The sequence below is a fragment of the Micromonospora sp. L5 genome, from assembly GCF_000177655.2.
GTDB classification, from domain to species: Bacteria; Actinomycetota; Actinomycetes; order Mycobacteriales; family Micromonosporaceae; genus Micromonospora; species Micromonospora aurantiaca.
Genome location: NC_014815.1, coordinates 3,560,065 through 3,574,625, shown reverse-complemented (window position 1 = coordinate 3,574,625; position 14,561 = coordinate 3,560,065). Strand labels below are relative to the sequence as shown.

The 14,561-nt window shown below is 68.6% G+C and carries 9 protein-coding genes, 2 rRNA genes and 1 other annotated feature; of the genes, 3 read left to right on the top strand and 8 right to left on the bottom strand.

The annotated features are described in order from the left end of the window. Nucleotides 1–20 precede the first annotated feature (20 nt). Nucleotides 21–446 (bottom strand): nucleoside-diphosphate kinase, encoded by a 426-nt coding sequence (gene ndk / locus ML5_RS16920; protein WP_013475497.1) that lies wholly within the window; start codon nucleotides 444–446, stop codon nucleotides 21–23. 145 nt (nucleotides 447–591) lie between these two features. Between ndk and ML5_RS16915 the strand changes: the two genes are divergently transcribed. Beyond that, nucleotides 592–2,016 (top strand): VOC family protein, encoded by a 1,425-nt coding sequence (locus ML5_RS16915; protein ID WP_013475496.1) that lies wholly within the window; start codon nucleotides 592–594, stop codon nucleotides 2,014–2,016. A 72-nt stretch (nucleotides 2,017–2,088) separates the two neighbouring features. Here ML5_RS16915 and ML5_RS31190 read toward each other — a convergent pair whose 3' ends face one another. From ML5_RS31190 to ML5_RS16900, 3 genes are all read right to left on the bottom strand, one after another. Continuing rightward, on the bottom strand, nucleotides 2,089–2,694 hold the full coding sequence (locus ML5_RS31190) for a DUF4233 domain-containing protein (protein WP_013475495.1): 606 nt from the start codon (nucleotides 2,692–2,694) through the stop codon (nucleotides 2,089–2,091). Beyond that, nucleotides 2,691–3,962, bottom strand: a complete 1,272-nt coding sequence (locus ML5_RS16905; RefSeq protein ID WP_221488380.1) for a folylpolyglutamate synthase/dihydrofolate synthase family protein — start codon at nucleotides 3,960–3,962, stop codon at nucleotides 2,691–2,693. Before ML5_RS16905 ends, ML5_RS31190 begins: the two co-directional genes overlap by 4 nt. A gap of 68 nt (nucleotides 3,963–4,030) precedes the next feature. Next, complete coding sequence (locus ML5_RS16900; protein WP_013475493.1) at nucleotides 4,031–6,649, bottom strand: valine--tRNA ligase; 2,619 nt, start codon at nucleotides 6,647–6,649, stop codon at nucleotides 4,031–4,033. Nucleotides 6,650–6,718: 69 nt separating this feature from the next. Between ML5_RS16900 and ML5_RS16895 the strand changes: the two genes are divergently transcribed. Further along, the gene (locus tag ML5_RS16895; protein ID WP_013288028.1) at nucleotides 6,719–7,396 is read left to right on the top strand and encodes a hypothetical protein; all 678 of its coding nucleotides are present in this window, start codon (nucleotides 6,719–6,721) and stop codon (nucleotides 7,394–7,396) included. Nucleotides 7,397–8,067: 671 nt separating this feature from the next. On the opposite strand, the gene rrf is transcribed toward ML5_RS16895, so the two are convergent. After that, nucleotides 8,068–8,184: ribosomal RNA gene (gene rrf, locus ML5_RS16890) — 5S ribosomal RNA — on the bottom strand. Nucleotides 8,185–8,189: 5 nt separating this feature from the next. Then, nucleotides 8,190–10,116, bottom strand: a sequence feature (23S ribosomal RNA rRNA prediction is too short). A 375-nt stretch (nucleotides 10,117–10,491) separates the two neighbouring features. Next, nucleotides 10,492–12,007 (bottom strand): 16S ribosomal RNA (locus tag ML5_RS16885). A gap of 636 nt (nucleotides 12,008–12,643) precedes the next feature. Between ML5_RS16885 and ML5_RS16880 the strand changes: the two genes are divergently transcribed. Further along, nucleotides 12,644–12,865, top strand: coding sequence for a hypothetical protein (locus ML5_RS16880; RefSeq protein WP_013288029.1), 222 nt, complete (start codon nucleotides 12,644–12,646; stop codon nucleotides 12,863–12,865). A 6-nt stretch (nucleotides 12,866–12,871) separates the two neighbouring features. Here the strand turns inward: ML5_RS16880 and ML5_RS16875 are convergent, their stop codons facing one another. After that, nucleotides 12,872–13,669 (bottom strand): carbon-nitrogen hydrolase family protein, encoded by a 798-nt coding sequence (locus ML5_RS16875; protein WP_013475492.1) that lies wholly within the window; start codon nucleotides 13,667–13,669, stop codon nucleotides 12,872–12,874. A 39-nt stretch (nucleotides 13,670–13,708) separates the two neighbouring features. Continuing rightward, nucleotides 13,709–14,542 carry an EamA family transporter gene (locus tag ML5_RS16870; RefSeq protein ID WP_013475491.1) on the bottom strand — a complete coding sequence of 278 codons (834 nt, stop codon included), beginning with the start codon at nucleotides 14,540–14,542 and terminating at the stop codon, nucleotides 13,709–13,711. Nucleotides 14,543–14,561 lie beyond the last annotated feature (19 nt).

Here is a 14,561-nt window from a genome sequence, read left to right as displayed (position 1 = left end):
CGGGGCCGTCGGCGCGTCGGTCAGGCCAGCTCGGGGAACCAGAGCGCGATCTCGCGCTTGGCGCTGTCCGCCGAGTCGGAGGCGTGCACCAGGTTCTCCCGGTTCGACAGCGACAGGTCACCGCGGATGGTGCCGGCGGCGGCCTTGCGGCCGTCGGTGCTGCCGATCATCGCGCGTACCACCTCGACCACCTGGTCGCCGGAGAGCACCAGCGCCACCAGCGGGCCGCTGGTCATGAACGTCTTCAGCGGCGGGTAGAACGGCTTGTCGACGTGCTCGGCGTAGTGCTGGTCGGCGAAGCCGCCGTCCATGGTCCGGCTCACCATCGCGTCGATCCGCAGGCCCTTGCGCTCGAAACGGGACAGGATCTCGCCCACCAGACCGCGGCGCACCGCGTCGGGCTTGATCAGTACGAGCGACCGCTCGTCCGGGCTGCTGCTGGACACGCTGGGTTCCTCCTGCGCACTCAAACGGGGTTCGGCTGGGTACGGTCAGCGTAGCGACCCGGTCCCGGCGCCGGCGCGGCGGCTGCGTCTTCCCTGGCCCGCCGCGGCGGCCTAGCCTGGCCCTGGAACCCCTGGGAGGTCCACTGTGGCGAATGGCGGGAACCGCACGATCGCGCCGGTACGCAAACTGATCGGCGCGGTGCTGGGCACCGTCGCCACCTTCGTGACCGTGTTCGGGCTCGGCATGACCAGCTGGGCCATCGTGGCCCTCGGCGTCGCGCTGCTGGTGCTGGCGATCGCCCTGGCCACGGTACGCGGCGGCGGCCGCACCTGGGTGATCGGCCTCGGGCACGTGCACAGCGCCTCCGAGCCGCCCACCCAGTACGCGTTCGGCCGGTGCGAGCTGCAACTGGTCATCGACGCGCCGGGGCTGCCGCCCCGCTCCAAGAAGATCATCGAGCCTCGGGTTCCGGTCGCCAAGTGGCCCTCGCTGGGCCAGGCGCTGCCGGTCCGGGTGGCGCTGGACGACCAGCGGCACGTACGCGTGCTCTGGGACGAGGTGCCCACGCACGCGGAGAGCGCCGCCGCGGTGGCCGACCTGCCGCCCGAGTACGCCGCCGAGCCGGACCCGCTGGACGAGCCGCTGATCGCGCAGGAGGCGCCGCCGTGGGCCGGGCGCGCGCCGGAGGACGACTTCCGCGACGACTACCCGCCGGCGCCGGACCCGTACCTGGACGACGTCCCGCCCCGGGCCGAGGAACGCGAGCCGGTGGTGCTGCACCAGAGCCCCGGCGGCCCGGTGGTGCTGGAGGGGCAGCTCGTCGAGCGTGCCGAGCGCGCGGCCGGCCCCGGCCCGCTCCCCCGCCGCGCCCCGGCCCCCCGCACGCCGGCCGAGGAGCCGGTCGACACCGTGCCGGTCGAGACCGTGTTCGTCGACTCCGGACCGGCCGACTCCGGACGGTCCGACTCCGGACCGGCCGACCCCGGACGGTCCGACACCGGACCGGCCGGCCCCGGACCGGCCGGCCCCGGACCGGCCGACACCGGACCGGCCGACACCGGACCCGACCCGATCGACGTGGCGCTGGACGACCCCGCGGACGCGCCGCGGCGCTCCGACGCGCCGCCGACCGCCGAGGAACTGGACGAGGCGATCTTCGGCCCGTCCGGCGCGGCCGAGCCGGACGAGCTGGCCAGCCCGATCAGCGGCGTCGGCATCACGCTGCTCGTCACCGACCTGGACCGGTCCCTCGACTTCTACCGGGAACTCGGCTTCGACGAGCTGGACCGGGGCGAGGGCAACGCCGTGCTCTCCTCCGGGCCGACCCGGCTGGTGCTGCGCCGGGTGACCGGCGCCGCCCCGATCAGCCGTCGCCTGGTGCACGTGAACCTGGAGGTGGACGACATCCAGGGGGCGTACGAGCGGTTGCGCGACTCCGGCGTCCGGTTCACGTACGCCCCGCGCGTCGTCAACCGCGGCACCAAGCTGGAGGTGTGGGCGGCTGCCTTCCGCGACCCCGACGGCCACGGCGTCGCGCTGACGCAGTGGCGCACGCTCGCCCAGGTGTAAGGAAGGGCCCCTTCTTAACGCCTCAGGTAGAGGAAGGGGCCCTTCTTAACACGCGCAACCGCGCGACGGCGCTCAGCCGAGGATGACCCGCCGCACGTGCAGCGCGTACGCCCACACCAGCGCGAACATCACACCCAGCGCGAACAGCGACCAGTGCAGCAGCCCGGAGAGCAGCAGCAGTCCCTGGATCACGGTGCCGGCGTGCCACGCCCACGGGCGGCGCATCATGCCGGCGAGCACCACACACGCGACCGCCAGCGCCACGATCGCGCCGATCGCCGCGCCGCTCAGGTCACCGCCGACCACCCGGATCGGCTGGATGGCCAGCAGCAGCACCAGCGCCTCCAGCGACATCGTGCCGGCGCCGAGTCCGCGCACTGCCTTGTCCGGGTTCCGCAGCCCGGACCGCCGCACGCCGCCCAGCGGCTCCGAGCCGCCCACCGGCTCCGAGCCGCCCACCGGCTCCGAGCCGCCCACCGGCTCCGAGCCGCCTGCCTGCTCCGAGCCGCCTGCCTGCTCCGAACCGGCCGCCTGTTCCGGACCGACCGGCCGCTCAACGCCGCCCGCCTGCTCCGGACCGGACAGCTGCTCCGGCCCCGTCGCCTGCTCAGCGCCGGTCGGCCGCTCAGCGCCGGTCGGCCGCTCAGCCCCGGTCGGGCGCTGCTGCGGGCCGGTCATCGCTTGAGCAGCCGGCGGGCGTCGGCCACTGTCACCACCGATCCGGTGATCAGCACGCCCACCCCGGACAGTTCGCCCGGCACGTCCGACTCGGTCTCCGCCACTGCCGCCTCGATGGCGTCCGGCATGTCCCGGGCAACCTGCACCCGCTCCGGCCCGAAGATCTCCCGCGCCAGCGCGGCCAGCTCGTCCACCGGCATCGCCCGGGCCGAGCTGTTCTCCGCCACCACGATCGAGTCGAGCACCGGTTCGAGCAGTTCCAGCAGGCTCGCCGCGTCCTTGTCGCCGAGCACCGCCAGCACGCCGACGAGCTTGCTGAACGCGAACTCCTCCTGCACGGCGGCGACCGTCGCGGCCATCCCGTGCGGGTTGTGCGCGCCGTCGAGCAGCACCGTCGGGGCGCTACGCACCCGCTCCAGCCGGCCCGGCGAACTGGTCGCGGCGAATCCCTCACGGACCGCCTCGATGTCGAGCTGCCGCCGGGCGCCGGCACCGAGGAACGCCTCCACGGCTGCCAGCGCGACCGCCGCGTTCTGCGCCTGGTGCGCGCCGTGCAGCGGGATGAAGATCTCCTCGTACACCCCGCCCAGGCCCTGGATGGTCAGCACCTGGCCGCCGACCGCGACCGCGCGGCGCAGCACGCCGAACTCGGCGCCCTCGCGCGCGACGGTGGCGTTGACCTCGGCGCAGCGTTCCAGGATCGGTCGGGCCGCCTCCTCCTCCTGCGCCGCCGCGATCACGGTGGCGCCGGGGTGGATGATGCCCGCCTTGTGCAGCGCGATGTCCTCGATCGTGTCGCCGAGCCACTCGGTGTGGTCCAGCCCGATCGGGGTGATCACGGCGACGCCGGCCTGGATCACGTTCGTCGCGTCCTCCGCGCCGCCGAGCCCGACCTCCACCACCGCCACGTCGACCGGGGCGTCGGCGAACGTGGCGAACGCCAGCGCCGTGGTCATGTCGAAGTACGTCAGCGGCTCGGCGAACCGCTGGTCGACCAGCTCGGCCAGCGGCGCGATCTCACGGTACGTGGACACGAACCGCTCCTCGCCCACCGGCTCGCCGTCCAGGCTGATCCGCTCCCGGACGGTCTCCAGGTGCGGGCTGGTGTAGCGGCCGGTGTGCAGCCCGAACGCCCGCAGCAGCGAGTCGATCATCCGGGCCGTCGAGGTCTTGCCGTTGGTGCCGGTCAGGTGGATCGACGGGTACGCCCGCTGCGGGCTGCCCAGCAGGTCGAGCAGAGTCTCGATCTTCTCCAGCTCGAAGTGCATCCGGGTGAAGCCGCGCGCGTTGAGCGCGGCCTCCACCTCGGCGAACTCGGTGCGGTCGGTGCGGTCACTCACGAGGGCAACGCCTCCAGGGCGGCGTCGATCCGGACCAGATCCGCCTCGGCCACCGCCAGCCGTTCGCGGATCTTCGCCACCACCGGCTCGGGCGCCTTGCCGACGAACGCCGGGTTGTCCAGCTTCGCCCGCGCCTGGGTGGCCTCCTTCTCGGCCGCCGCCCGGTCCTTGGTGAGCCGGGCGCGCTCGGCGGCCACGTCGATCGAGCCGCGGGTGTCGAGCGCGACGCTCACCGCGCCGGGCATGGCCAGCGTGGCGCCGGCCTGGAAGTCGTCGCCGGGCGCGTCGAGCCGGGCCAGCGAGCGCACCAGCGGCTCGTGCGCCGCGATGCCCGCGCCGGCCAGGCCGTCGAGGCGCGCGGCGACCCGCTGGGTCGGCCGCAGCCCCTGGTCCGACCGGAACCGCCGGACCTCGGTCACCACCCGCTGGAGGGTGCCGACTTCGCCCTCCGCGGCGTCGTCGATCAGGGTACGGTCGGCGACCGGCCAGGACGCCGTCAGTACGGTCTCGCCGCCGCTCAGCGCGGCCCACAGCTCGTCGGTGACGAACGGGATGACCGGGTGGAGCAGCCGCAGGAGCTGGTCCAGCACGTGGCCCAGCACGCGGCGGGTGGCGTCGGCGGCGGGGCCACCCTCGGCCAGCACCGGCTTGCTCAGCTCCACGTACCAGTCGCAGACGTCGTCCCACGCGAAGTGGTAGAGCAGGTCGCAGACCTTCGCGAACTCGTACGCCTCGAACTGCTCGTCGACCTCGGCGGTGACGTGCGCCAGCCGGGACAGGATCCACCTGTCGACGGTGGAGAGGTCACCGGCGGCCGGCAGCGGTCCGTCGGTGTGCGCGCCGTTGAGCAGCGCGAACCGGGTGGCGTTCCAGAGCTTGTTGCAGAAGTTGCGGGAGCCCTGGCACCACTCCTCGCTGACCGGCACGTCCTGGCCGGGGTTGGCGCCCCGGGCCAGCGTGAACCGGGTGGCGTCGGCGCCGAACCGGTCGATCCAGTCCAGCGGGTCGACCACGTTGCCGAACGACTTCGACATCTTCTTGCCGTGCTCGTCGCGGACCATGCCGTGCAGCGCCACCACGTCGAACGGCTGCACGCCGTCCATCGCGTACAGGCCGAACATCATCATCCGGGCGACCCAGAAGAACAGGATGTCGTAGCCGGTGACCAGCACGCTGGTCGGGTAGAACTTCGCCAGGTCCGGGGTGCGCTCGGGCCAGCCGAGCGTGGAGAACGGCCACAGCCCGCTGGAGAACCAGGTGTCCAGTACGTCCTCGTCCTGCCGCCAGCCCTCGCCGGACGGCGGCTCCTCGTCCGGGCCGACGCAGACGATCTCGCCGTCCGGGCCGTACCAGACGGGGATGCGGTGGCCCCACCACAGCTGGCGGGAGATGCACCAGTCGTGCATGTTGTCGACCCAGGCGAAGTAACGCTTGGCCAGCTCGGCCGGCTCGATCTTCACCCGGCCGTCGCGCACCGCGTCACCGGCGGCCTTCGCGAGCGGGGCGGTGTTGACGAACCACTGCAACGACAGCCGCGGCTCGACAGTCGTCTTGCACCGCGAGCAGTGCCCCACCGCGTGCAGGTACGGCCGCTTCTCGGCCACGATCCGGCCCTGCTCGCGCAGCGCCGCGACGATCGCCGGGCGGGCCTCGTACCGGTCCAGGCCCTGGAACGGGCCGGGCGCGGTGATGACGCCGCGCTCGTCCATGATCGTCAGCGACGGCAGGTCGTGCCGCTGGCCGATCTCGAAGTCGTTCGGGTCGTGCGCCGGGGTCACCTTGACCATGCCGGTGCCGAAGCTCGGGTCGACGTGCTCGTCGGCGACGATCGGGATCCGCCGGTCGGTGAGCGGCAGCTCCACCTCGGTGCCGATCAGGTGCCGGTAGCGCTCGTCGTCCGGGTGCACCGCCACCGCGGTGTCGCCGAGCATGGTCTCCGCCCGGGTGGTCGCCACCACGACCTCGTCGCCGTAGCGGATCGAGACCAGCTCGCCCTCGTCGTCGGTGTGCTCCACCTCGATGTCGGACAGCGCGGTGAGGCAGCGCGGGCACCAGTTGATGATCCGGTTGGCCCGGTAGATCAGCCCGTCGTCGAAGAGCTTCTTGAACATGGTCTGCACGGCCCGGGACAGGCCCTCGTCCATGGTGAACCGCTCGCGGTCCCAGTCGACCGCGTCGCCCAGCCGGCGCATCTGGCCGAGGATCGCGCCGCCGGACTCGGCCTTCCACTGCCAGACCCGCTCGACGAACTTCTCCCGCCCGAGGTCGTGCCGGGACAGCCCTTCACCGGCGAGCTGCCGCTCGACCAGGTTCTGGGTGGCGATGCCGGCGTGGTCCATGCCCGGGAGCCAGAGCGCCTCGTAGCCCTGCATCTTCTTGCGCCGGGTGAGCGCGTCCATGAGGGTGTGCTCGAACGCGTGACCCATGTGCAGCGAGCCGGTGACGTTCGGCGGCGGGATGACGATGGTGAACGGCGGCTTCTCGCTGTCCGCCGACGCCCGGAAGTGCCCGCCGGCTACCCACTGCTCGTACCGTCGCTGCTCTACCTCGCCGGGCTGGTACTGGCCGGCGAGGGTCGGGGCGTCGGGGCGTCGGGCATCCAGTCTCTCGGTCACCCTGAAAGTCTACGGAGCGCTTTCGGGGACCCGGCGTGCACCACCTGTGATTCGCGTACGGTGGCGGTCATGTCCGACGCGCATCTCACCGAGCGCCCGGTCGACGGGGGTTCCGATCCGTTCGAGCTGACCGAAGAGCCGATCGAGCTGAGCCGCCGCGATCCCGCGCAGGAGCCCGAACGCCGTCCCGTCTCCCGACGCCGGAAGATCGTCATGGCCGCTCTCCTCGCGGCCGGGCTCGCCGGCGCGGGCGCGCTCGGGCTGGGCGGCTGGCGGGTGCTCCAGCAGAAGGACACGACTCTCGGCCAGCCGGCCGAGGTGGCCGGGCTGGTACGCGACGACAGCGAGCGGGCCCGCAGCACCGCCGACTACCTGCGCGACGGACTGGCCGCCGACATCGAGCTGGACCGCGGCTACGGCGCCGTCTACTCCGACGGCGGGGACGCCAAGCGTTCGGTGCTGCTGTTCGGCGGCACCACGCTGCTCTGGCAGCCCGAGCGTGACCTGGACACCCTGTTCGGCCTGATGGCCGACGAGACAGGCCGGGTGGCAGGGCTGCGCGAGGTGGACGCGGGCCGCCTGGGCGGCGTGATGAAGTGCGGTACGACGAGCGGCGACGGTGGCGACTTCGCGGTGTGCGGGTGGGCCGACCACGGCAGCGTCGTGATGGGCATGTTCCCGGGCCGCCGGGTCGACGACGCCGCGGCCCTGTTCCGCGACATCCGCGAGTCCGTCCAGAGCCGCTGACCCGCGACCTCGGCGCTCACTCGTCCACGCCGGTACGACGAGGTGCCCACTCACGCCTTGCCCCGCCCCCGCCACGTCGCGGTGTCGGCGACCCCCTGTCCCCTCCCATGCCACCAGTTCCGGGGTAACGGCTCCCAGCCCTCCTGTTCGCGGGAGGTGGCTGGATGCCGGGCAGTCCGTCCCGCCACTTCGGGGAAGTGGTGGGCCGGTTCGCCAGTTCGGGGTAGTGGCTGGATCCGGGGTATTCCGTTGCCGCCACTTCGGCGTAATGCTGACCGGCACACCAGTTCGGCGAAGTGGCTAGGTCCGGGGTACTCCGTTGACGCCAGCTGGGGGAACCTGCTGCTGGTTCACCATCTCGGCGAGGTAGCCGGATGCCGGGCAGTCCGTCGCCGCCACTTCGGGGAAGTGGTGGGCCGGTTCGCCAGCTCGGGGAAGTGGCTGGATCCGGGGCACCTCACCACCGCTACTTCGGGGAAGTGGCGGCCTGGTTCGGCGTTTCCGGAAAGTAGCGGGCGGTATGGCTAGCCGGTGCAGTGCCGGCAATGGGGTGGGCGGTCCATCGCTCACGCGCGTCCGGGGCCGGCTTTGCGGCCGGTCTGGTGGTGTTTTCCGGGGGGTAACGCAATTCAGGGCCACCCCGGTTGGGGGTGGCCCTGAATTGGAAGATTGTCCGGCGGTGTCCTACTCTCCCACACCCTCCCGAGTGCAGTACCATCGGCGCTGGAGGGCTTAGCTTCCGGGTTCGGAATGTGACCGGGCGTTTCCCCTCCGCCATGACCGCCGTAACTCTATGAACATGTCAACCAACCCTGATGGGTGGTGGTTTGTTCAGAGTTGCACAGTGGACGCGTAGCAGCTTAGTAGTCAAGTCCTCGGCCTAACCTGACCACCTGTGTCGGTTTGGGGTACGGGCCGCTAAGAACTCGCTAGAGGCTTTTCTCGGCAGCATAGGATCACTGACTTCACCTGAATCGGCTCGGCATCACGTCTCAGCCTACATGCGCCGCGGATTTGCCTACGGCACGGCCTACACGCTTACCCCGGCACAACCACCGGCCGGGCTCAGCTACCTTCCTGCGTCACCCCATCGCTTGACTACTACCCGCCAGGTTCCCACGCTCCCCACCATTGGTCCGAAGACCGCCGGCAGTTCGGGTGGTTAGCACAACGAGGTTCGTCAGGGTCGCTCTTTCGCGGGTACGGGAATATCAACCCGTTGTCCATCGACTACGCCTCTCGGCCTCGCCTTAGGTCCCGACTCACCCAGGGCGGATTAGCCTGGCCCTGGAACCCTTGGTCATCCGGCGGAAGGGTTTCTCACCCTTCTTTCGCTACTCATGCCTGCATTCTCACTCGTGCCGCGTCCACAACTGGGTCACCCCGCTGCTTCACCCCCGGCACGACGCTCCCCTACCCATCCACACACCTGCATACCCCATCAAGGAGGCACGAAGTTAAAATGTGAATGCCACAGCTTCGGCGGTGTGCTTGAGCCCCGCTACATTGTCGGCGCGGAACCACTTGACCAGTGAGCTATTACGCACTCTTTAAAGGGTGGCTGCTTCTAAGCCAACCTCCTGGTTGTCTATGCGACCCCACATCCTTTTCCACTTAGCACACGCTTAGGGGCCTTAGCTGGTGATCTGGGCTGTTTCCCTCTCGACTACGAAGCTTATCCCCCGCAGTCTCACTGCCGCGCTCTCACTTACCGGCATTCGGAGTTTGGCTGATTTCGGTAAGCTTGTGGGCCCCCTAGACCATCCAGTGCTCTACCTCCGGCAAGAAACACGCGACGCTGCACCTAAATGCATTTCGGGGAGAACCAGCTATCACGGAGTTTGATTGGCCTTTCACCCCTAACCACAGGTCATCCCCCAACTTTTCAACGTTGGTGGGTTCGGCCCTCCACGCGGTCTTACCCGCGCTTCAGCCTGCCCATGGCTAGATCACTCCGCTTCGGGTCTAGAGCATGCGACTAAAAACGCCCTATTCAGACTCGCTTTCGCTACGGCTCCCCCACACGGGTTAACCTCGCCACATGCCACTAACTCGCAGGCTCATTCTTCAAAAGGCACGCCGTCACCCCGCAAGGCTCCGACGGATTGTAGGCGAACGGTTTCAGGTACTATTTCACTCCCCTCCCGGGGTACTTTTCACCATTCCCTCACGGTACTTGTCCGCTATCGGTCACCAGGAAGTATTTAGGCTTACCAGGTGGTCCTGGCAGATTCACGGCAGATTTCAGGAGTCCGCCGCTACTCGGGAACACCCACAGAAGACCAGCAGCTTTCACCTACCGGACTATCACCGTCTACGGTCAGCCATTCCAGACTGTTCGACTAGCCACTGGCTTTGTAACTTCTCCAACAGATGTCAGTCTGTTGAGCAGGGTCCCACAACCCCGACCACGCAACCCCTGACAGGTATCACACGCCGCCGGTTTAGCCTCAATCCGCTTTCGCTCGCCACTACTCACGGAATCACTATTTGTTTTCTCTTCCTACGGGTACTGAGATGTTTCACTTCCCCGCGTTCCCCCCACACACCCTATGTGTTCAGGTGCGGGTGACATCACATGACTGATGCCGGGTTTCCCCATTCGGACACCCTGGGATCACAGCTTGGTTGACAGCTCCCCCAGGCCTATCGCGGCCTCCCACGTCCTTCATCGGCTCCTGGTGCCAAGGCATCCACCGTTCGCCCTTGACAACTTGACCACAAAGATGCTCGCGTCCACTGTGCAATTCTCAACAAACAACCAACCCACAACCCACAGCCCCACACCTGCAACCACCACATGGTCACGGTTTGCGAGACCAGGCCATGCCTGGCGCCTGACAGACCCTTCGGTCCGTCTCAAGGCTCTGAAAGACAACCACTCGGGTTGTTCTTTCAGGACCCAACAGGGTGCTTACATCCTTCACCAGCCGCACCACAGTCTCGTTCCCACCACCCCGAAGAGCAGCTGTACTAGAGGAACCACGGCCGTTGCCGGCGCCGAACTTGCCAGTGTCTCCGCCATCTGAGCACCCCACCACCACGTTCGGGCGGTGTGGGCTCCATGCCACCTTTCGGTGGATGGTGCTCCTTAGAAAGGAGGTGATCCAGCCGCACCTTCCGGTACGGCTACCTTGTTACGACTTCGTCCCAATCGCCAGCCCCACCTTCGACGGCTCCCTCCACAAGGGTTGGGCCACCGGCTTCGGGTGTTGCCGACTTTCGTGACGTGACGGGCGGTGTGTACAAGGCCCGGGAACGTATTCACCGCAGCGTTGCTGATCTGCGATTACTAGCGACTCCGACTTCACGGGGTCGAGTTGCAGACCCCGATCCGAACTGAGACCGGCTTTTTGGGATTCGCTCCACCTCACGGTATCGCAGCCCATTGTACCGGCCATTGTAGCATGCGTGAAGCCCTGGACATAAGGGGCATGATGACTTGACGTCATCCCCACCTTCCTCCGAGTTGACCCCGGCAGTCTTCGATGAGTCCCCGCCATAACGCGCTGGCAACATCGAACGAGGGTTGCGCTCGTTGCGGGACTTAACCCAACATCTCACGACACGAGCTGACGACAGCCATGCACCACCTGTGACCGCCCCCGAAGGACCTGCCATCTCTGACAGTTTTGCGGCCATGTCAAACCCAGGTAAGGTTCTTCGCGTTGCATCGAATTAATCCGCATGCTCCGCCGCTTGTGCGGGCCCCCGTCAATTCCTTTGAGTTTTAGCCTTGCGGCCGTACTCCCCAGGCGGGGCGCTTAATGCGTTAGCTGCGGCACAGGGAACCGGAGAGGCCCCCCCACACCTAGCGCCCAACGTTTACAGCGTGGACTACCAGGGTATCTAATCCTGTTCGCTCCCCACGCTTTCGCTCCTCAGCGTCAGTATCGGCCCAGAGACCCGCCTTCGCCACCGGTGTTCCTCCTGATATCTGCGCATTTCACCGCTACACCAGGAATTCCAGTCTCCCCTACCGAACTCTAGCCTGCCCGTATCGACCGCAGGCTTGGGGTTGAGCCCCAAGTTTTCACGGTCGACGCGACAAGCCGCCTACGAGCTCTTTACGCCCAATAAATCCGGACAACGCTCGCGCCCTACGTCTTACCGCGGCTGCTGGCACGTAGTTGGCCGGCGCTTCTTCTGCAGGTACCGTCACTTACGCTTCGTCCCTGCTGAAAGAGGTTTACAACCCGAAGGCCGTCATCCCTCACGCGGCGTCGCTGCATCAGGCTTCCGCCCATTGTGCAATATTCCCCACTGCTGCCTCCCGTAGGAGTCTGGGCCGTGTCTCAGTCCCAGTGTGGCCGGTCGCCCTCTCAGGCCGGCTACCCGTCGTCGCCTTGGTAGGCCATCACCCCACCAACAAGCTGATAGGCCGCGAGCCCATCCCAAGCCGAAAAACTTTCCACCACCAACCATGCGGTCAGAGGTCATATTCGGTATTAGCCCCGGTTTCCCGGGGTTATCCCAAAGCCTGGGGCAGGTTGCTCACGTGTTACTCACCCGTTCGCCGCTCGAGTACCCCGAAGGGCCTTTCCGCTCGACTTGCATGTGTTAAGCACGCCGCCAGCGTTCGTCCTGAGCCAGGATCAAACTCTCCAACAAAAACTTGTCGAACAGCATCCTGACAACAAAAGTGTTGCCAAAGGAATCCCAACCAGCCAAACCAAAAGGCCTGACCAGTACGGGGTATAAAACAATTGGCACTGGCTTTACAAGCACCCTGTTGAGTTCTCAAAGAACAACCACACACCAACCAGAAGCACCGCTACCAGCGGAACCCCTGTTTGGGGCAACCTCTCCAACCTACTCGGCCTTGCTTCCGTCGTCAACCTCGCGTTCGAGGTCATCAACTTGGCTCGACCAGACCCACGCTGACGCTCACCGTTTCCGGTGGTCGTTGCTTTCGTGGGTTTCGGCGGACCGGCCGGCGTCGCTCTCGCGACCACCCGCCCGGCTCCCTGCCGGCTTTCGAACTCTACCCGGTCGGCTTCGCGTTCGCAACTCCGTGTCCCGGAGTGTCGAGCACCGCCCGAATCTCAGTCTGGCTCGGCGTCACCGCCACCAGCCTGGCGCCCGTTCTCGGCCGGTTTGCCCGGCCTCCCGCGTGCAGAGAGAAAGTTACGCGGACCCGCCCCGGAAGGCAAATCAATGATCGTCATTGGGCGAGCGTGACGGGTCCACAGGAATGCCGGCGTCGAAGAGAGCGTTCCTGAGCGGTCCCGTGCCAGAGTGGTCGGCATGGATGATCCGTCCCCGGTCCCGGCCGTCGCCGAGGACGCTCTGCTCGGCCTCCTGCTGCCGTTCTGGCAGTTGGTGATCGGGGCCGTCGTGCTCGCCGTACTGGTGCTGTCGATCAGGCGCCTGGCCCGACGCGGCCCCTCCCGGATGACCACCGCTCTCCTGGTCACCGCGGCGGCGATCGCCGGTATCGCCGCCCTGGGCCTGCTCTTCGGAGGCTGACCGCGATCAGAGCCGGCGGTTGGCCAGGCTGGGCAGCTCGGCGCGGATCGTCCGCAGCCGCTCCAGGTCGATCTCGGTGACCGCCAGTCCCGGACCGTCGGCGACCTGGTTCAGCACGGTCCCCCACGGGTCGACCACCATGCTGCGCCCGAAGCAGGTCCGGCCCGGGTCGTGGTCACCTGTCTGTCCGGCCGCCGCCACGAAGCACTGGTTCTCGATCGCCCGGGCCCGTAGCAGCACCTCCCAGTGGTCCCGCCCGGTGTGCATCATGAACGCCGCGGGCACCACGAGCAGTTCGGCGCCGCCGTCGGTCGCGAGCTGCCGGTACAACTCCGGGAACCGCAGGTCGTAACAGATGGACAGGCCGACCCGCAGACCCTCGACGTCGACCACCACTGGCTTTTCGCCCGGCGCGACGGTTGCCGACTCGAGGTAGGAGACGCGGCCGGGGATCTCCACGTCGTACAGATGGATCTTGCGGTAGGCGGCGGCGAGCGCGCCCTCGCGGTCGAAGACCAGGGAGGTGTTCCAGGTGTGCGCCGGGTCCGGACCCGCCTCGTGGAACGAGCCGGCGATCACCCACATGCCCAGCCGGCGGGCGGTCTCCGCGAAGAACCGCCCCACAGTGCCGTCGACCGGCTCGGCCGGCGGCATCCGGTCGGCGTGACCGAGGTAGTCGACGTACTCCGGAAGGAGGGCGAGGTCCGCGCCGGCCGCCGCGGCCCTGACCAGCAGGGCCTCGGCGGCGGCGAGGTTCGCCGCCCGGTCGTCGCGGGCGTTGAGCTGGCAGACGGCGACGCGCATGACCCGAGGGTACGGGCGGAAGCAGGCGCGCGACAGGGCTCAGACGCTGGACAGGACGAGCGCCGCCGCGGCGAAGCCGAGCCCCGCGACCTGTGCCGGCCGGAGTCGTTCCCGGTCGACGGCGAGCGCGAGCAGGACGGTGCTCGCCGGGTAGAGCGAGGCGATCGCGGCCACCACGCTCAGGTGCCCCCGCCCCGCCGCGGCGAGGAAGAGCGCGTTCGCGGCGGAGTCGAGCAGGCCGGCCGTCGCAGCCCAGCCGAGGACGCGCCGCCCCAGTCGCAGGCGTGCGCCGGTACGGACGGCGAGCGCGAGGCCGAACGCGATCGAGCTGACGCGTACCGCCAGAACCGGCCACATGCCGGCGGCCTCGTCGGCCTGGCCGAGCAGCGCGAAGAAGACGCCGAAGAGCAGTCCGGCGGCCAGTGCCATGCCGATCACGCGGCCGGAGACGCGGCGTGCCGCGCCGCGCTCCCCCAGGCTGACCAGCCCGATGGCGACCACGGCGAGCCCGGCGCCGCCGAGCGCAACAGCACCCGGCGAGTGCGCGAGGACCAGGCCGGCGACGATCGGCACGATCGCCGCGGTGATCGCGGTGACGGGCGCGACGACAGCCATCACGCCGGTGGCGAGCGAGCGGTAGAGCAGCATGACGCCGCCCGCGCCCGCCACGCTGGCGAGCAGTCCCCACCCCAGGTCGAGCGGGCTCGGCGTGCCGGGCACCACGAGGACGAGGACGAGCAGCAGCGGAACGCTGAGGATCTGCGACACGACAGTCACGGCGATCGGGTCGGCGCGTCGGGACGCCTTGCCGCCGGCGAAGTCGGCCGTGCCGAAGGCCAGCGCGGACACGGCGGCGAGGACAATGGGGAGCATCCCGCAGTCGTACCATAAT

Coding starts and splice junctions, on each gene's coding strand:
- ML5_RS31190 (WP_013475495.1), bottom strand. CDS start 2,694: ATGACCGGCCCGCAGCAGCGCCCGACCGGGGCTGAGCGGCCGACCGGC.
- ML5_RS16905 (WP_221488380.1), bottom strand. CDS start 3,962: ATGCACTTCGAGCTGGAGAAGATCGAGACTCTGCTCGACCTGCTGGGC.
- ML5_RS16895 (WP_013288028.1), top strand. CDS start 6,719: ATGTCCGACGCGCATCTCACCGAGCGCCCGGTCGACGGGGGTTCCGAT.
- ML5_RS16880 (WP_013288029.1), top strand. CDS start 12,644: ATGGATGATCCGTCCCCGGTCCCGGCCGTCGCCGAGGACGCTCTGCTC.
- ML5_RS16875 (WP_013475492.1), bottom strand. CDS start 13,669: ATGCGCGTCGCCGTCTGCCAGCTCAACGCCCGCGACGACCGGGCGGCG.
- ML5_RS16870 (WP_013475491.1), bottom strand. CDS start 14,542: ATGCTCCCCATTGTCCTCGCCGCCGTGTCCGCGCTGGCCTTCGGCACG.